General features: G+C 62.1%; 17 protein-coding genes and 1 riboswitch. Of the genes, 3 read left to right on the forward strand and 14 right to left on the reverse strand.

Annotated elements, in window-relative coordinates:
• Nucleotides 1-91 precede the first annotated feature (91 nt).
• From OVA00_RS05125 to OVA00_RS05145, 5 genes are all read right to left on the reverse strand, one after another.
• Nucleotides 92-1,372, reverse strand: coding sequence for a D-tagatose-bisphosphate aldolase, class II, non-catalytic subunit (locus OVA00_RS05125; protein ID WP_268088233.1), 1,281 nt, complete (start codon nucleotides 1,370-1,372; stop codon nucleotides 92-94).
• A 5-nt stretch (nucleotides 1,373-1,377) separates the two neighbouring features.
• Nucleotides 1,378-2,319 carry a tagatose kinase gene (locus tag OVA00_RS05130; RefSeq protein ID WP_268088235.1) on the reverse strand — a complete coding sequence of 314 codons (942 nt, stop codon included), beginning with the start codon at nucleotides 2,317-2,319 and terminating at the stop codon, nucleotides 1,378-1,380.
• A 22-nt stretch (nucleotides 2,320-2,341) separates the two neighbouring features.
• Complete coding sequence (locus tag OVA00_RS05135) at nucleotides 2,342-3,304, reverse strand: ABC transporter permease (RefSeq protein WP_060521942.1); 963 nt, start codon at nucleotides 3,302-3,304, stop codon at nucleotides 2,342-2,344.
• Nucleotides 3,301-4,812 (reverse strand): sugar ABC transporter ATP-binding protein, encoded by a 1,512-nt coding sequence (locus OVA00_RS05140; RefSeq protein WP_089042858.1) that lies wholly within the window; start codon nucleotides 4,810-4,812, stop codon nucleotides 3,301-3,303. Before OVA00_RS05140 ends, OVA00_RS05135 begins: the two co-directional genes overlap by 4 nt.
• Before the next feature lie 111 nt (nucleotides 4,813-4,923).
• Entirely contained in the window at nucleotides 4,924-5,814 is an 891-nt protein-coding gene (locus OVA00_RS05145) for a substrate-binding domain-containing protein (protein ID WP_034805529.1), read from the reverse strand.
• A gap of 259 nt (nucleotides 5,815-6,073) precedes the next feature.
• Here OVA00_RS05145 and OVA00_RS05150 point away from each other — a divergent pair, with 259 nt between their 5' ends.
• Nucleotides 6,074-6,358 (forward strand): acylphosphatase, encoded by a 285-nt coding sequence (locus tag OVA00_RS05150; RefSeq protein WP_268088240.1) that lies wholly within the window; start codon nucleotides 6,074-6,076, stop codon nucleotides 6,356-6,358.
• A gap of 30 nt (nucleotides 6,359-6,388) precedes the next feature.
• Here the strand turns inward: OVA00_RS05150 and OVA00_RS05155 are convergent, their stop codons facing one another.
• On the reverse strand, nucleotides 6,389-7,057 hold the full coding sequence (locus OVA00_RS05155) for a TetR/AcrR family transcriptional regulator (RefSeq protein WP_268088242.1): 669 nt from the start codon (nucleotides 7,055-7,057) through the stop codon (nucleotides 6,389-6,391).
• A gap of 189 nt (nucleotides 7,058-7,246) precedes the next feature.
• On the opposite strand from OVA00_RS05155, the gene OVA00_RS05160 reads away from it, so the two are divergent.
• Nucleotides 7,247-8,443, forward strand: a complete 1,197-nt coding sequence (locus tag OVA00_RS05160; protein ID WP_060644615.1) for a multidrug effflux MFS transporter — start codon at nucleotides 7,247-7,249, stop codon at nucleotides 8,441-8,443.
• Between the two features lie 80 nt (nucleotides 8,444-8,523).
• Here the strand turns inward: OVA00_RS05160 and nrdF are convergent, their stop codons facing one another.
• The 5 genes from nrdF to OVA00_RS05185 all read right to left on the reverse strand — a co-directional run bounded on the left by nrdF (nucleotide 8,524) and on the right by OVA00_RS05185 (nucleotide 13,568).
• On the reverse strand, nucleotides 8,524-9,498 hold the full coding sequence (nrdF, locus tag OVA00_RS05165) for a class 1b ribonucleoside-diphosphate reductase subunit beta (RefSeq protein WP_268088244.1): 975 nt from the start codon (nucleotides 9,496-9,498) through the stop codon (nucleotides 8,524-8,526).
• A 128-nt stretch (nucleotides 9,499-9,626) separates the two neighbouring features.
• Nucleotides 9,627-11,780 carry a class 1b ribonucleoside-diphosphate reductase subunit alpha gene (nrdE, locus tag OVA00_RS05170; RefSeq protein WP_268088246.1) on the reverse strand — a complete coding sequence of 718 codons (2,154 nt, stop codon included), beginning with the start codon at nucleotides 11,778-11,780 and terminating at the stop codon, nucleotides 9,627-9,629.
• On the reverse strand, nucleotides 11,750-12,166 hold the full coding sequence (gene nrdI / locus OVA00_RS05175; RefSeq protein WP_060644618.1) for a class Ib ribonucleoside-diphosphate reductase assembly flavoprotein NrdI: 417 nt from the start codon (nucleotides 12,164-12,166) through the stop codon (nucleotides 11,750-11,752). Before nrdI ends, nrdE begins: the two co-directional genes overlap by 31 nt.
• 12 nt (nucleotides 12,167-12,178) lie before the next feature.
• Entirely contained in the window at nucleotides 12,179-12,400 is a 222-nt protein-coding gene (gene nrdH, locus OVA00_RS05180) for a glutaredoxin-like protein NrdH (protein ID WP_034805557.1), read from the reverse strand.
• A gap of 388 nt (nucleotides 12,401-12,788) precedes the next feature.
• Nucleotides 12,789-13,014: riboswitch (cobalamin riboswitch) on the reverse strand.
• 254 nt (nucleotides 13,015-13,268) lie between these two features.
• A complete protein-coding gene (locus tag OVA00_RS05185; RefSeq protein ID WP_060644620.1) occupies nucleotides 13,269-13,568 on the reverse strand; it encodes a hypothetical protein in 300 nt (99 codons plus the stop codon).
• 126 nt (nucleotides 13,569-13,694) lie between these two features.
• Here OVA00_RS05185 and OVA00_RS05190 point away from each other — a divergent pair, with 126 nt between their 5' ends.
• Nucleotides 13,695-14,651 carry a LysR substrate-binding domain-containing protein gene (locus tag OVA00_RS05190; protein WP_268088249.1) on the forward strand — a complete coding sequence of 319 codons (957 nt, stop codon included), beginning with the start codon at nucleotides 13,695-13,697 and terminating at the stop codon, nucleotides 14,649-14,651.
• Here OVA00_RS05190 and OVA00_RS05195 read toward each other — a convergent pair.
• From OVA00_RS05195 to OVA00_RS05205, 3 genes are read right to left on the reverse strand one after another with little or no spacing between them, the layout of a single operon-like run.
• Nucleotides 14,609-15,346: an aspartate/glutamate racemase family protein gene (locus OVA00_RS05195; protein ID WP_034805563.1), complete on the reverse strand. Its 738-nt coding sequence runs from the start codon at nucleotides 15,344-15,346 to the stop codon at nucleotides 14,609-14,611. The genes OVA00_RS05190 and OVA00_RS05195 overlap by 43 nt on opposite strands.
• 5 nt (nucleotides 15,347-15,351) lie before the next feature.
• Nucleotides 15,352-16,173, reverse strand: a complete 822-nt coding sequence (locus OVA00_RS05200) for an ABC transporter permease (protein WP_060644622.1) — start codon at nucleotides 16,171-16,173, stop codon at nucleotides 15,352-15,354.
• Nucleotide 16,174: 1 nt separating this feature from the next.
• Nucleotides 16,175-17,089, reverse strand: coding sequence for an ABC transporter permease (locus tag OVA00_RS05205; protein ID WP_034805568.1), 915 nt, complete (start codon nucleotides 17,087-17,089; stop codon nucleotides 16,175-16,177).
• Nucleotides 17,090-17,117: the final 28 nt, after the last annotated feature.

The raw sequence follows: 17,117 nt of genomic DNA on the forward strand, positions 1-17,117 counted from the left end.
GCCCCATATTGTTTTGATTTCGTTTATAGGTTTATTTCGAGGGGATAGGCAGTACCGGCTCGCAAATATTCACCGAACATCCGGCCGGGCGCTAAGCGCGGCAGGCCCTGAAGTAATCCTCGAGAACCCGATCGACGGCAGCAAGTGCCAGCGGTTTTGCTTGAGCCGCGACTTCACCGTCGCGCACGCGCTCGTAATTGCCGGGGAGATACTGGCTGATCAGCGTTTCCGCGATGACGACGCCGTCAAGCAGTGCCAGAAGTTCTTCGACGGCTGCCGCGACCTTCGGATGCGGCCAGTAATAGCGGATGCGGTCGCTATAGGAGAAGTGCCGCTGCAGCCGCTGGGCCTCCGCCGAGCCGTGGTAATACTTGCCCCAGTTGGCCGGCTCCTCGCGCATCACTTCCTCGGTGACGGCCGCCAGCGTCTGCTTGCGCGCCTCGGGGAAAAGGAAGGCGGCGATCTGGTCGAGGCCGTAGAGTGCCTCGCGCAAAGCGAAGGTCAGGCCCGGGCCGACCTTGAGAATGGCAAAGCCGTCGGAAACGAGATCGCGCAGCGCCTCTGGTGTCTGGTAGTCGGTCGAATGCGCTTCGAAGACGACGCCGTCGAGCTGTTTCAGGCTGGCGCTGAGGTTCGCCGCTTTCGCCCGGTCATAGGCGATCACGTTCTCGTTGCCGAACTCGACGCCCGGCTGGACCACCGCGCCGACGACACGTCCGAAGGCGTCGGCAGCGCCGGCCTTTTCAAACGCCTGGCGATGAATGGAGACGGTCTCGACCGCCGCCTCGGGTGCGGTGACTTCCAGCGTGTCGAGTTCTTCCAGTGCGCCGCCCGGAACCGGCACTTCGGTGCCGATGATGTAGACGGGAGCGGTGTGGTTTTCGCCGCGAATAGCGGCTTCGGCGGCAGCCGCCAGCCGCGCGGCGCGCTCCGCCGTCACCGCATCGGGCAGAGCCACCGGCTCGCCGGCGCAGCCCATGCTGGTATCGAGATGCAGCTTGGTGAAGCCGGCCTTGGCATAGGCTTCGATCATCGTCTCGGCCTTGGCCATGGCCTCTTCGGCCGCAAGGTGTTTCCACGGGTTGGGGCCGAGATGGTCGCCGCCAAGAATGATCTTTTCCTTCGGGAAGGCGACACGATCGGCGATCCCGGCGACGAAGCGGGTGAAATCGGCGGGCGTCATGCCGGTATAGCCGCCGTCCTGGTTGACCTGGTTGCAGGTCGCCTCGATCAAAAGCGCGGCATCTTCCTTCAGCGCCCGCAGCATGGCGGCTTCGATTACCAGCGGGTGGGCCGAGCAGACGGAGGGAATGCCGCGCGGGCCGGGGCGTTCGGACCAGCGGGCGATGTCGATCAGGAGGTTCTGTTGCATGGCGGTCAGCCCTTTTTCGCGGTGATGAAGGTTTCGAGATCGGCGCGCGTCGATGCGCCTTCCATAGGGCCGGAAATCATGACGGCGCGCGCGCCCGAGGCATTGGCGAATTCCAGTGCTTCAGCGGGCTTGGCTCCGTTCAGCCAGAAGGTGACGAAGGTCGCGCCGAAGCAGTCGCCGGCGCCGGTCGGGTCGATTTCCTCGACCGCAAAACCCGGATGCGAGAGCGTCGTTTCACGATCGAAATAGCTGGCGCCTTCGGCGCCGCGCTTGACGACGACCACCTTGATGCCGGTGGCGAGCAGCTCGGCAATGGCTTCCGCTTCGGTCTTTGCCTGCGTGAACAGGAAGAGTTCCTGTCCGCTCGGCAGGAAGACGTCGGTCTTGGCGAGCACCGTCTGCAGCGCCTCGCGCATGCCGGGACTGTCGAGGATTTCCGGCCGCAGGTTCGGGTCGAAGGAGACGGTGCCGCCGGCTGATTTGATGATCTCGATCGCGGCGATGATGCTCTCGACCACGCTCGGAGCGTAGAGCGACGAGCCCATCACGTGCAGGTGGCTGCAAGTTCCGACCAGCGCCCGGGTCGCCTCGTCGAGCCGGATCGTGCCGCAGGCACTGTGGCGGATGTTGAAGACGAAGGCGCGGCTGCCGTCGGCGCGGTAGCGCACGAAGGCGCTGCCGGTGGTGCCGAGCGGATCGACCGCGATACCCGAGATGTCGACGCCATCGGCCTTGAGCCGATCAAGGTTGACGTGGCCGAAATCGTCGTTGCCGACGCGCGAGATCATTGCCGCTGCCTGGCCGAGCTTGCCGACCTGGTCAATGAAGATCGCCGGCGCACCCGAGGGGTAGGGGCCGATCAAAGGGGTCGCCTGGCGAAAGCCGTCGCCCTTTTCGGTGGCGATGATCTCCACGAGAATCTCGCCGATCGTCAGTATCTTGTGCATGGGTATGTTCTCTTCGGAAAGATCAGCGCTTTGCCTGCTTGGCGCGTACGTCGAGCCAGACGGCGATCAGGATCACCAGGCCCTTGACGATAAGCTGGTAGAAGTAGGGGACCGACAGCATGTTCATGCCGTTGTTCATGACGCCGATGATGAGCGCGCCGATCAGCGTGCCGACCATGGTGCCGACGCCGCCGGCAAGCGAGGTGCCGCCGAGGACTGCCGCCGCGATTGCGTCGAGCTCGTAGCTCATGCCGGCATTGGTCTGGGCAGAGAACAGGCGGGAGGAGAGAAGCACGCCGCTGATCGCCGCCATCACGCCCGAGATCATGAAGATGGTGATCTTCAGCCGGTCGACCTTGATGCCGGAATAGACGGCAGCCTCGCGATTGCCGCCCGTCAGATAGGCGCGGCGGCCGAAGCTCGTCTTGCTCAAAAGGATGTGGTTGACGAGGAAAAGCACGGCGACGACCCAGATGATGATCGGCAGGCCGAGGAAGCTTTCGGTACCGATGGCGGTCCAGGTCGAGTTCTCGATCATCGCCGGCGCGCCGTTGGTCGGCAGGCTGACCATGCCGCGGTAGATGCCCATGGTCGCGACGGTGACGATGAAGGATGGCAGCAGCAGCTTTGCCGTCAGTACGCCGTTCAGCATGCCCATCAGGGCGCCGGCAAGAAGCGTGATGGCGAGCGCCGGCGCGAAGCCGAGGCCGAAGGCGAAACATTGCGCGCCGACCATGCCCGCAACCGCAATGATCGAGCCGACCGAAAGGTCGATCTCACCAAGCAGGATCACCCAGGTCATGCCGAAGGCGGCGATCGCCACCACGGCCACCTGCTGCAGGATGTTCATGAAGTTGACGACCGACATGAAGCGCGGGTTGAGGAAGGAGAAGATGACGCAGAGCATCACCAACGACAAAAGGATGCCGCCATACTGTTTCAGGGCGCGCAGGAAGGTGGCCTGGAGTTCCGATTGCTGCGTCATGATTTAAATCCCGTTGCGTGCGCCATGATCGTTTCCGGGTTGAGTTCGGCGCCGGAAAGCGTTGCGCCGATGACGCCCTCGTGCATGACGACGACGCGGTCGCTCATTCCCAGCACTTCCGGCAGCTCGGAGGAGATCAGCAGGATCGCCGTTCCCTCGGCCGCCAGCTGGCGGATGATCTTGTAGATTTCGAACTTGGCGCCGACATCGACGCCGCGAGTGGGCTCGTCGAGGATCAGCACCTTGGGCCGGGTCAGCAGCCACTTGGCGAGCACGATCTTCTGCTGGTTGCCGCCGCTGAGCGAACCCGAGGGCGTGTCGAGCGAATGGGTCTTGATCGCCAGCCGGCCGACTTCCTGGGCTGCCGCCGTGCGTTCGGCGCGGCTGCGGGTGAAGCCGAGCGGGCCGGTGAAATCGGAGAGCGCCGCCATCGAGATGTTCCAGCCGACGCTGTGGCTGAGGACCAGGCCCTCTTCCTTGCGGTTTTCGGTGACGAAGCCGATGCCGCGGGCGATTGCCTCTGCCGGCGAGCGGAAGCGGACCGGTTGCCCCTCGAAGCGCACAGTTCCGGTCGCGGCCCTCATGCCGAAGAGCGCGTTCATCACCTCGGAGCGGCCGGAGCCGACGAGGCCGAAGAAGCCGAGGATTTCACCGGGCCGGATGTCGAAGGAGATGTTCTCGAACTCGCCGTCGCGGGTGAGGTCGTCGACGGAGAGAACCGGCGTGGCATCCGGCTTCTGCTCGTGTGCCGCTGGCGGATAAATTTCGTCCATGCGGCGGCCGACCATCAGCGCGATCAGCGCCTCGATGGTGACGTCGTCGCGATCATGGGTGGAGACATATTCACCGTCGCGGATGACCGTGATGTCGTCGCTGAGCCGCATGATCTCTTCCATGCGGTGCGAGATGTAGATGACCGCGACGCCACGGCTCTTCAGCCGCGCGATGATGTCGAAGAGGATCTCGGCTTCGCTGTCGCTGAGCGACGACGTCGGCTCGTCGAGAATGACGACTTTGGCCTCGTGGCTTAAGCCCTTGGCGATCTCGACCAGCTGGCGCTGGGCGATCGAGAGATTGCCGACCTTCTCGCTGACATCGATCGGCAGGCCGAGATCGGCGACGATCGCGCGGGCCCTGACGACCAGTTCCTTGTCGTTGATGAAGCCGAAGCGGCGTGGCTCGCGGGTGGCGAGAATGTTTTCGGCCACCGTCAGATTGCTGCAGAGGCTGAGTTCCTGGAAGACGATGGCAAGACCGAGTGCGGCGGCATCCTGCGGATTGCGCGGCTGGTAGGGGCGCCCATCGAGGGCGATTTCCCCCGAGGTCGCCTCGTGAACCCCTGCGAGGATCTTCATCAGCGTCGATTTGCCGGCGCCGTTTTCGCCGAGCAGCGTGTGCACCCGGCCGCGCCGAACCTTGAGGCGCATGCCCTTCAGCGCCGCGACCTGGCCGAAGGATTTGGTGACGTTGTCGATTTCGAGAATGGTATCGCTGGTCGAACCAAACATGGCGGCCTCCTTCAGGTCAGCCGAGAGCAGCGCCTCCGGCCAGAGGACGGAAACGGACCCTGATGGGTTGCCGCCGCCCCTGAGGTGAGGCGGCGGCTGTCCTGGGAGGACTTACTTCGCGGTGTAGACGCCGGGGACGATCGGCTGTTCGGCCGGCACGGTCTCGCCGGCGGCAACCTTGACGGCGGTGTCGACCGCCTGCTTGCCCATCTGGTCCGGGAACTGTTGGATGACGCCGACCATGACAGGGTTCGTGTCGACGGCGTCGCGCGCTTCCTTCATGCCGTCAAAGCCGATGACCTTGACCTGGGATTCGAGACCCGCAGCCTTGACCGCAACGGCAGCGGCAAGGGCGGCATCGTCGCCGAAGCCGAAGATGCCGGTGATGTCGGGGTTGGCCTGCAGCATGTTCTGGGCGGCGGCCAATGCTTCGGCGCGGGTGATGCCGGTCTGGATCGCGACGATTTCCATGTCCGGATGCTTGGCGATCGCTTCCTTGAAGCCGTTGACGCGGTTTACCACCGACTGGACCGTCGGATAGTCGATGACGGCGACCTTGCCCTTGTTGTCGAGAACCTTGGCCATCAGCTCGCCGGCCTTGACGCCGCCGGTGAAGTTGTCGGTGCCGATATGCGAGGTGACGGTCGCGCCATTGGCCGGAACGTCGACGGTGATCACCTTGATGCCGGCCTTCTCGGCCTTTTCGATCGCAGCGCGCACGCCCTGGCTGTCGACCGGCGAGATGACGATGACGTCGACGCCCTTGACGATGAAGTCTTCGACATCGGCGAGCTGCTTGTTCAGATCCTGGTTGGCGATCGAGACCTCGAGCTTGACGTTCTTGGCTTCAGCTTCGGCTTTCATCGCGTCGGCGAGCTCGATGTAGAACGGGTGCTGCTGGGTCAGAAGCGACGCGCCGATGCCGTCGGCAAAAGCCGAGGAGGCAAGGAGCGACAGCGCCGTGCCGGCGACGAGAGATTTCAGAATGCGGGACATGTTCATGGTTTCCTCCCTGGAAACGGCGCGGGCCTTCTTGTGTCTCAGCCAAGCTGGCGAGGCCCTCCCACCGCCGTCTTGGTGAGGCCGTAAAAATCATAAAAGTTTTCGCGCGTCAACTTTTAAAAATACACGAACAAAATATTTGGAGCGCAGTGTGGAAATTTTTAGGTTGCAGCGGTCGTCCTTTCAGTCCTTTTGCGGTTGGCTTGTCTTTCCGCAGCCTTGCGCCAGATTTCATGACAAACGGCAAAGGAGACGAGCCATGGCTGAGACCGGCAAGACGGCGTTGGTCCGCATTCTCGGGCGGGTGCAAGGCGTCAGCTTCAGGGTCTGGACGCGTGACGAGGCGCGCAAGCTCGGTCTGGTGGGATGGGTTCGAAACGAGGCGGACGGGTCGGTAGCCGCCTTGATCAGCGGCCCGGAGGACGCGGTCACCCTCATGCTCGAGCGCCTGCATGACGGGCCGCCGGCGGCATGGGTTTCAAAGGTGGTTGCCGAATTTGTCGAGCCGCCCGGGCACGTCGGTGACTTTCGCATCACCAAATAGGCCGGGATTGGTTTTTAGCGCCGGTCGGCGTTAGCCTGCCGAAACCGCTGACGGCCGGCCATAGGCGCGCAGGAACGTCTTCACCGCCCTGCGGGCGCTGATCTCCAGCTCTGCTTCGCTCGGCGTTTCACCGAACAGCCCACCCATCTGCAGGTCGGCCTTGATCAGTGCGATGAACTGGCGCGCCGCGAGGTCGAAATCGTCGATGTCGAGCGGTGCGATGTGGGCAAGGCGCGCAAACAGCGCCGCCAGCGCCCGATCGGTCTTGCCGGGTCCTTGCTCCCGCCAGAACTGGAAGAGATGCGGATAGCGGTTGCCCTCGGTCGAGATCAGCTTCTGGATGAACTTGGCGTCCTGGTTGCAATTGCAGTTCTTGTTGAGGCGCACGGCAAATTCGGCCAGGTCTTCCTCGAGGTTATCGGCGTTCTCGGGAAAGGTCGCGAGGATGGAGAAAAGCACGCCGTTCACGCGATCCATGATGTCCTGGATCACCGCCATGAACAGCGTCTCTTTCTCGCGGTAGTGATTGTAGATGGTCTGACGCGAGACACCCGCCGCGACGGCGATTTCGTCGATGCTGGCGCCGGAAAAGCCTTCCCGACAGAAAACATCGGCCGCGGCCTCCAGGATCGCAAGGCGTTTCGCGAATTGCCCTTTCTGGGGGCGAGCGTCAGCCGAGGCCAAATCAAATTTCTTCATGGACCGAAGATAGGCGCCATTGACGATTTAGACAATGCTGTCTAATTTTACACGTGTGTCCAAATTAATGGACGGAATAGTCAGCGCAGGATGCGTATCCCCAACGTTCGATCCTGGCACGACGATGTCTTTGAGTTTCAATCCGGGCGGCAGCGATTTCGGCGCCGCGATTTCTGAAAGTTCATTGCCATGACAACGTCCTTCCTCCGCACGGCGATCGTGCTCGGCCTGATCTCGGCGATCGGCCCGTTTGCAATCGACATGTATCTGCCGGCCTTGCCGTCAATCGGCAAGGACCTGACGGCCGAAAACGGCGTGGTGCAGTTCAGCCTGCTGGCGTTCTTCATCTCCTTTGCCATCTCGCAGCTTGTCTATGGCCCCCTCTCCGATATCTGGGGCCGCAAGGCGCCGCTCTATCTCGGCATCGGCCTCTTCACCGTCGCCAGCATCGGCTGCGCGCTTTCGACCGACATCGAAACCCTGATCGCTTTCCGCTTCCTGCAAGGGATCGGCGGTGCCGCCGGCATGGTCATTCCGCGCGCCGTGGTGCGCGACATGCACACGGGCGTCCAGGCTGCGCGGCTGATGTCGATGCTGATGCTGGTCTTCAGCGTTTCGCCGATCCTGGCGCCGCTTGCCGGCAGCGCCGTCATCGGCTTCTACGGTTGGCGCGGCGTGTTCTATGCGGTGACCATCGCCGCCTTCATCGGCCTGATCCTGCTGTCGACGCAATTGCAGGAAACCCGGCCGAAGAAGGATCGCGCCGACAGCAGTATCGCAAGTGCGCTTGCCGCCTATCGCCTGCTTCTCTCCGACCGCAATTTCCTGACGCTCACCTTCATCGGCGGCCTCGGCATTTCCGGGTTCCTGGTCTATCTCGCCAATTCGCCCTTCGTGCTGATCGACCATTATGGGCTGACGCCGACTGAGTACAGCATCGCCTTTTCGATCAATGCCGTGTCGTTCTTCGCTGTGTCGCAGGCGACCGGCTGGCTCGGCGAGCGCTTCGGTCTGGTGCGGGTCATGCATCTTGCCGTCGGCGCGTTCGCGCTGACCATGGTCACGATGTTCATCGTCATGAGCCTCGGCTTCAACCAGTTGCCTGTCATGGCCGCGTTCCTCTTCGTCGGCTATGGCGTGCTCGGCCTGGTTATCCCGACCTCGGCGGTGCTGGCGCTTGAAGACCACGGCGAGATCGCCGGAACGGCCTCGGCACTGATGGGTACGCTGCACTTCGTCACCGCCGCCGTCGCCATGGTGGTTGCGACTATCTTCTTCGACGGAACGGCCCTGCCGATGGCCGGCGCGATCGCCGCTTGCGCCCTTGCCGCCTTCCTGCTGACGCAAGCAACGATCGGCCGCAGCCGGGTGGTCGCGGCAGAGTAGGCGCTGCTATTGCTGAACAAAGGCCGGCGAGGGCGTCCTCGCCGGCCTTTTGTGGTCAGGTATGACCGAATGGGCCGTCCTTAAAAATTCCAGTCCTCGTCCTCGGTCGCCACAGCCTTGCCGATAACGTAGGACGAACCGGAACCGGAAAAGAAGTCGTGGTTCTCGTCGGCATTCGGCGAAAGCGCCGAGAGAATGGCCGGGTTGACCTTGCAGGCTTCCGCCGGAAACAGCGCCTCGTAGCCGAGGTTCATCAGCGCCTTGTTGGCGTTGTAGTGCAGGAACTTCTTCACGTCTTCGGTCAGGCCGACGTCGTCATAGAGCGCCTCGGTGTATTTCGCTTCGTTGTCGTAGAGTTCGAGCAGCAAGTCGAAGGCGAAAACCTTGATCTCCTGGCGGCGTTCCTCGCTCAAGCGCTCCAGCGCGCGCTGGAACTTGTAGCCGATGTAATAGCCGTGCACCGCCTCGTCGCGAATGATCAGCCGGATCATGTCGGCGGTGTTGGTGAGCTTGGCGCGGCTCGACCAGTACATCGGCAGATAGAAGCCGGAATAGAACAGGAAGCTTTCGAGAAAGACGCTCGCGACCTTCTTCTTCAGGGGATCGCCGGAGGCATACTCCGCCATGATCAGCGCGGACTTCTTCTGCAGGAACTCGTTCTCTTCCGACCAGCGATAGGCGTCATCGACATCGGGTGTCAGGCAGAGCGTCGAGAAGATCGAGGAATAGGAGCGGGCATGCACCGCCTCCATGAAGGAGATGTTGGAAAGCACCGCCTCCTCATGTGGGGTGGTCGCATCTTCCATCAGTCGGACGGCGCCGACGCCGTTCTGGATCGTGTCGAGCAAGGTGAGGCCGGTGAAGACGCGGATGGTGAGTGTCTGCTCCTCCGGCTTCAGCGTTGCCCAGGAGGGAATGTCGTTGGAAAGCGGCACCTTCTCCGGCAGCCAGAGATTGCCGGTCAGACGGTTCCAGACCTCCAGGTCCTTGTCGTCTTCGATGCGGTTCCAGTTGATGGCGCGGATGCGGCTTGCGGGTTTGGTGTGCATGTTCATGTCGTTGAACCTTTGTGATCGTGTATGCCTCATCGCGCGGTGAGGGGGTGCCCCTCATCCGCCTGCCGGCACCTCTCCCGGCTTGCGGGGAGAGGGCTAGGGTGGGGGGCCGTTACTGGAATGCGAGGTTACAGCGCGCAGGAAACGCAGCCCTGGACCTGCGTACCCTCGAGCGCCATCTGCCGAAGGCGGATGTAGTAGATGGTCTTGATGCCCTTCTTCCAGGCATGGATCTGAGCACGGTTGATGTCGCGGGTCGTTGCCGTGTCGCGGAAGAACAGGGTCAGCGACAGGCCCTGGTCGACGTGCTGGGTGGCGGCCGCATAGGTGTCGATGATCTTCTCCGGCCCGATCTCGTAGGCGTCCTGGTAGTATTCGAGATTGTCGTTGGTCATGAAGGCGGCCGGATAGTAGACGCGGCCGATCTTGCCCTCCTTGCGGATCTCGATCTTCGAGACGATCGGGTGGATCGAGGAAGTGGAGTGGTTGATGTAGGAGATCGAGCCCGTCGGCGGCACGGCCTGGAGGTTCTGGTTGTAGAGGCCGCCAGCTATCACCGCCCGTTTCAACTCCAGCCAGTCTTCCTGCGTCGGGATGGATATTCCCGCCTGCTCGAATAGGTCTTTCACCTTTTCGGTCGCCGGCAGCCATTCGGTCTCAGTGTATTTGTCGAAATAGTCACCCGACGCATATTTCGAGTTTTCGAAGCCGGCGAAGCTCTTGCCCTTCTCGACCGCCAGCCGGTTCGACGCGCGGATGGCGTGATAGGTCACCGTGTAGAAATAGATGTTGGTGAAATCGATGCCTTCCTCGGAGCCATAATAAATGCGCTCGCGGGCGAGATAGCCGTGCAGGTTCATCTGCCCGAGGCCGATCGCGTGGCTGTCGTCGTTGCCCTTTTCGATCGAGGGCACGGACGAGATGTGGCTCATTTCGGAGACGGCGGTGAGGGCGCGGATCGAGGTTTCGATCGTCTGGCCAAAATCCGGGCTGTCCATGGCAGCGGCAATGTTCAGCGAACCGAGATTGCAGGAGATGTCCTTGCCCATGTGCTTGTAGGAGAGGTCGTCGTTGAACGCGCTCGCCTCGCTCACCTGCAGGATTTCCGAGCAGAGATTGCTCATGGTGATGCGCCCGGCGATCGGGTTTGCCCGGTTCACCGTGTCTTCGAACATGATGTAGGGATAACCGCTCTCGAACTGGATCTCGGCGATGATCTGGAAGAAGTCGCGCGCCTTGATCTTGCGCTTGCGGATGCGGGCATCCTCGACCATCTCGCGGTACTTCTCGGTCACCGAAATCTCGGTGAGGGGCACGCCATAGACCTGCTCCACGTCATAGGGTGAGAACAGATACATGTCCTCGTTGTTGCGGGCGAGCTCGAAGGTGATGTCGGGGATGACGACGCCGAGCGACAGCGTCTTGATGCGGATCTTCTCGTCGGCGTTTTCGCGCTTGGTATCGAGGAAGCGCATGATGTCGGGGTGGTGGGCGTGCAGGTAGACAGCACCGGCTCCCTGGCGCGCGCCCAGTTGGTTGGCGTAAGAGAAACTGTCTTCGAGCAGCTTCATGACCGGGATGACGCCGGATGACTGGTTCTCGATCTGCTTGATCGGCGCGCCCATCTCGCGGATGTTGGTGAGCGACAGCGCCACGCCGCCACCGCGCTTGGAAAGCTGCAGCGCCGAATTGATGGCGCGGCCGATACTCTCCATGTTGTCCTCGATCCGGAGCAGAAAGCAGGAGACGAGCTCGCCGCGGCTCTTCTTGCCGGCGTTGAGGAAAGTCGGCGTTGCCGGCTGGAAGCGGCCGGAGATGATCTCGTCGACGAGATCGCGGGCAAGCCCCTCGTTGCCGCGCGCCAAGGCCATCGCCACCATGCAGACACGGTCTTCGTAGCGTTCCAGGTAGCGCTTTCCGTCGAAGGTCTTCAGCGTATAGGACGTGTAGTATTTGAACGCCCCGAGGAAGGTCGGAAAGCGGAACTTCTTTGAATAGGCATGATCGTAGAGATCGCGCACGAAGTTGAAGGAATACTGGTCCAGCACTTCCTGCTCGTAATAGCCCTCGGTCACCAGATAATCGAGTTTTTCCCGGAGGTTATGGAAGAACACCGTGTTCTGGTTGACGTGCTGGAGGAAGTACTGTTTCGCCGCCTGCCGGTCCTTGTCGAGCTGGATCCGTCCCTCTTCGTCATAGAGGTTCAGCATTGCGTTCAGCGCATGATAGTCGAGCGCTGCTTCCGTCGCCTTCAAGGGGCGTTCGAGTGTCGTGACGTCCAAAATCGTTCCATCCCGTTTTTGACATTGGCGACGTCCTCGTCGGTCCCGAGCAGCTCGAACCGGTAGAGATAGGGTACCCGGCACTTGGCCGAAATCACGTCGCCGGCGATCCCGTAGGTCGCGCCGAAATTGCTGTTGCCCGCTGCGATCACGCCGCGGATGTGAGAGCGGTTGCCCGCGTCGTTCAAGAAGCGGATGACCTGCTTCGGCACCGCCCCGCGGCCATCGTCGCCGCAATAGGTCGGCACGATCAGCACATAGGGCTCTGCGACCGTAAGTGCGTCCATACTTTCCCTGAGCGGTATGCGGGCGGCGCGAAGGCCGAGCTTTTCGACGAAGCGATGGGTGTTTTCCGAGCGACTGGAAAAATAGACGATCAGGCCCATCGCCCGCGTCCTTCAGGAAAGCGCGCTGATCATGTCCGGGCGGAAACCCGCCCAATGCCGCTCGCCGGCGACGACGACCGGGACCTGCCGATAGCCAAGACCCTGCACCAGCGCGAATGCATCGGAATCCTCGGAGATATCGACGATGCGATAATCGATGCCTTGGCGGTCGAGCGCGCGGGTTGTGGCGGTGCATTGGACGCAGGCTGGTTTGCTGTAGACGGTGATCGACATGGGTTCCTCGTGAGGGTCTGGCAAATGGGCGCAAAAAGTCGTCGGATCGCGCGAACGCGAACCGTGGTGTTGGCGATTGGACACGAAACATCGCTCCCCGGTCGACTCGACCGGAGTTGACGTCGTCAAGCTGGCCCAAGGTCGGTTACGCAACCGGGCCGGCTCGTTTTGGTCGGGCGCTCAGGAATTCCGCGGATGCGGGTTTTCAAGGCGCGGCCTTTCGATCAGGCGCGCAACAACGCGCACCCGTCCGCAGAAGGTGGATCTGAACTGGAAGAAACTGGCATGACTTCACCCCGAAGCTTTCGACGGGCTGCCGGGGAGACGTCGAGACGATCGGGCAGGCTCATCCTGCCACGCACTCAACCCCTCCGGACACCCCGCCCGTGGACGTTTGGTGATCGAGGCAGGTCTCCTGGCTTACGGGTCAAAGCTTCCATCCCGACCTTCCCGAGGCCTCATGCCTCAGTGGTCCAAATCCGGACAGTCGCTCGCCGTCTACAGTTGCGGGGGCAGCTACGGCATAGCCTCAGCGGAAACTCGCCGGCGCACCGTATTCCCGTCTTAGCTCCCAATCCTTGCGAATCGGAAGAACCTCGAACACTAGATATAGTAGTTCATCGCAAATCTGCGTCAATAGGTGTGAGGTGCCGGACGGCCCGTGCGGAGGGTCTTTTCTTTTGCAGTGTGGATAACGGAGAGTAAACGGCGCTTTGAAACGGCTCTCCGTCGGGGGCTTCGTCTCGCCGCCGAAACGGCAACAAGCGCCGCAGCGCTCGCAGGGTTTTGGGGAGAAATTTCGATGGAGCCATCACGCGGGCCGGATGCTGCACTAGGCGATCCAGGCCCGTCGCGTCTCGGCACTCGCTCAATCGCAGAGCAGGATGCTGACGTCCTTGTTTTCGCCGGGTTGCGCACGCGGCGAGACTGCCATGGCCCGTGGCTTGCTCGCGCCCTTGCAGCCTGCCGAGGTTTGCGGCACGGATGAGGCCTCTTCCTCGGGCCAGTGCCACGGATCGGCTGTATCGCCGATGCGCGGGCGAATGTGCTCCTGGTCCCGCGTCAAGCCGATATCCCGGAGCTGGAACTCGTTGAAGGTATCGATGGCAACGGAGGGGCTGAGGGTCTTATCGGCCCAGTTCAGAACATAGTAAATCGTTGATCGCATTGCGCTAAGCATTGCTATCCTCACTTCTCTAAAAGGTCGTGTGTTCGCGAAAAAAGTGAGGGTTTTTGCCGTTTCGCGCAAAGCGATTTCTCGCATGCTGGCATAAAGAATGCTTATCTCAGTTCCATGAGCAAGATTCCTCCCATGAGTGCGGTGCGCGCTTTTGAGGCCGCCGCCAGGCACCTGAGTTTCACCCGCGCCGCCGAAGAGCTCAGCATGACGCAGGCGGCCGTCAGCTATCAGATCCGGCTGTTGGAAGATCGCATCGGCGCGCCGCTGTTCGTCCGGCTTCCGCGCGAGGTGCGATTGACTGGCGCCGGGCGGCAGTTGGCGCCGAAGGTGACCGAAGCGATCGATCTCTTAGGGGCAGCCTTCTCGGAGATCGCCGACAAGACCGAGCATCACCTGCACATCTCCGTGCTCCCGACCGTCGTTTCGAGCTGGCTCGGCCAGCGCCTCGCCTCGTTTCAGACCGCGCATCCCAATATCAGCATCAGGGTGCACATGTCGACCGAGCTGGTCGACTTCAAGCGCGACGCCGTCGATCTCGCGGTGCGCAGCGGCGCCGGCGACTGGCCGGGCAACGATGTCTTTCCTTTGTTTCCGCTCGATTACGTGCCTGTCTGCACGCCCTCCTTCCTGGAGAAGCACCAGCTCAAGGAGCCCGCCGACGTTCTGAGGGTCCGGCGTTTCGGCAACGCCAGCTGGTGGCGGCGATGGATGATCGAAACCGGCGTCGAACCGCCGGCAAGCAACGGCACCGAATTGATCTTCGACGTCCAGGCGATGGATGTCGCCACAATCCTGGCGGATCACGGCATTGCGATTGCCGTCTCAACCTTCCTGATGGATGAACTGAAGAGCGGCAGGCTCATCCGGCCGTTCGAGCACGTGGTGCGCGACGGCCGCGCCTATTGGCTCGTCTATCCGCAAAGCACCAGGCGGCAGAAGAAGATCCAGGCTTTTCGCGACTGGGTCGTTGCCGAAGCCGATGCGTCGAATGCGATGCTTGCCACCGTGATGGAGGTGTCAAGGTCGCTTCATCCAGGGGGCAGCGCAAGCGCGCTCACCAAGCCGGAATAGGATTTGCTGAGCGGGGCTGCGTAGGAGCCGCGCTTGCTCGTCGAAAGCCCCTGCGACACCAGTGCTTCCGCCTGCTTGACCGCGGCCGACACGCCGTCGATGACCGGCACGCCGTAGTCGGCCTGGAGCATGCGGGCGAGATCCGCCATGCCGGCGCAACCGAGCACGATTGCCTCGGCGCCGTCCTGATGAAGCGCCAGTTCGATCTCGCTCCGCAGCTTGGCAAGGGCGTTCGAGGACTTGTCCTCCAGTTCAAGCACGGGAATATCGGCGGCGCGCACCTTCGCCCGGCCCGCCATGCCGTAGTGCCGGGTCAGGTTTTCGATCAGCACCCGCGAACGTTCCAGCGTCGTCACGACGGTGAAGCGCTGCGCCACCATGGCTGCGGTTGCGACAGCGGATTCGCATAAGCCCACCACCGGCATGCGGGCTAGCGCGCGCGCCGCCTCAAGCCCCGTATCGTCGAAGCAGGCGATGACGGCGGCGTCCGCGCCCGCGGCTTCGCCGTCACGGATCTCCGCGAGCAGGCCCGGAAGCGCAATCGCACCGTCATAATGCCCTTCGATCGAGACCGGACCGGATTTCGATGTGCGGGCGAGGATTTCCGTGTGGGGTTCGGCGACCGCCCGCGCAGCAGTCGCTGCCTTTGAGGTCATCGAGGCGGTGGTGTTGGGATTGACGATCAGAATGCGCATTGGTCCTAGCTCAGCTTTGCCTGGCGGCGCCGCAGCATCAGTATGACAGCCAGCGCGACTAGGATGATGGTGAAGGAGAAGAGGGTTGTGACCGTGCCGAGCGCATAAAGCACCGGCGTCGTCACGTTCGTCGTCATGCCGTAGATCTCGAGCGGCAGGGTGTTGTAGCTGCCTGATGTCATCAGCGTGCGGGCGAACTCGTCATAGGAGAGCGTGAAGCCGAAGAGACCGACGCCGATCAGGCTCGGGGCGATCATCGGCAAAAGCACATGGCGAAAGGTCTGCCACGCCGTCGCGCCGAGATCGCGAGCGGCCTCTTCATAGGCCGGCGAAAACCGGTTGAAGACCGCAAACATGATGAGCACGCCGAAGGGCAGCGTCCAGGTCAGATGCGCGCCGAAGCCGGAGGAATACCAGGCGGGTTTCAGGCCGAACTGCTGGAAGACGACGCCGATGCCGAGCGAGATGATGATCGACGGCACCACGAGACTGGCGACAGTCAGATAGAACAGCGCGGTCGCGCCGCGGAAGCGCCGGCGGAAGGCGAGGCCCGCAAGCAGGGCGACGACGACATTGACCACCATGACCATCAGCCCCAGCGTGAAGGACCGGCGGAACGAAGCGCCGAAATCACCGACCGCCTGCCTTTCGAACAGATTGTAGAACCAGTGCACGGAGACGCCGTTCAGCGGAAAAGTGAGACCGCCGTCCGGCCCCTGGAAGGCGAGGATCAGCACCGCCGAGAGCGGGCCGTAGAGGAACAGCACGAACAGGGTGAAGAAGGCTGCAAGCAGGTAGAATTCCTTGCCGCGTTTCTCGTGAGGCATGTCAAAGCTCCTTGCGAATGTCTACGACGCGTAGGATGGCGGCGACCATCAGGAGAACGACGATCAGAAGAACCACCGCGTTGGCGGCGGCGGCCGGATACTGCAAGAGCGACATCTGGTTCTTCATCATCAGCGCCACCGAGGCGCTCTGGCCGCCGGACATGACCTGCACGGTCGAGAAATCCGCCATGACGAGGGTGACGACAAAGATCGAGCCGATGGCGATGCCGGGCTTGGCGAGCGGCAGAATGACGTTCCAGAGGATCTGGAAGCCGGAGGCGCCGCAGTCTCGGGCCGCTTCGATCAACGATCGGTCGATGCGCATCAGCGTGTTGAAGATCGGCGTCACCATGAACAGCGTGTTGAGATGGACCATGGCGAGCACCACGGCAAAATCGGAATAGAGCAGCCACTCGATCGGCTGTGGGATGAGGCCGAGCTCGATCAGGGCAGAGTTCACAAGACCGTTGCGGCCGAGCACCGGGATCCAGGAAATCATGCGGATGATGTTCGACGTCAGGAACGGCACGGTGCAGACGAGGAAGAGCACCATCTGCATGGTGGTGGTACGAACATGGAATGCGAGGAAATACGCTACCCAGAAGCCGATCGCGAGGGTCAGTGCCCAGACGAGAACGGTGAATTTCAGCGTGTTGAGATAGGTCTTCCACGTCACCCAGGAGCCAAGCGTGTCGGCGTAGTTCATCGTCAGGAAGTCCGGGTAGAGACCGGCAAAATCATAATCCCAGAAGCTGACGACGACGATCGTCAGGATGGGCAACACGAAGAAGAAGCCGAGGATCAGCGTCAGCGGCAGCGCCTGGATGTAGGAGGCAAGCGCGCGGGGAATGGCGGGGCGACGGGGCGCCGTCTCTGTTCCGATCTCCCCTGACTGCGAAGTGGCTATTGTCGCCATTGTTGGTCCTCTCTTCGATTTTTGGACG

Source organism: Ensifer sp. SL37 (genome assembly GCF_026672675.1).
Taxonomy (GTDB): Bacteria; Pseudomonadota; Alphaproteobacteria; order Rhizobiales; family Rhizobiaceae; genus Ensifer; species Ensifer adhaerens.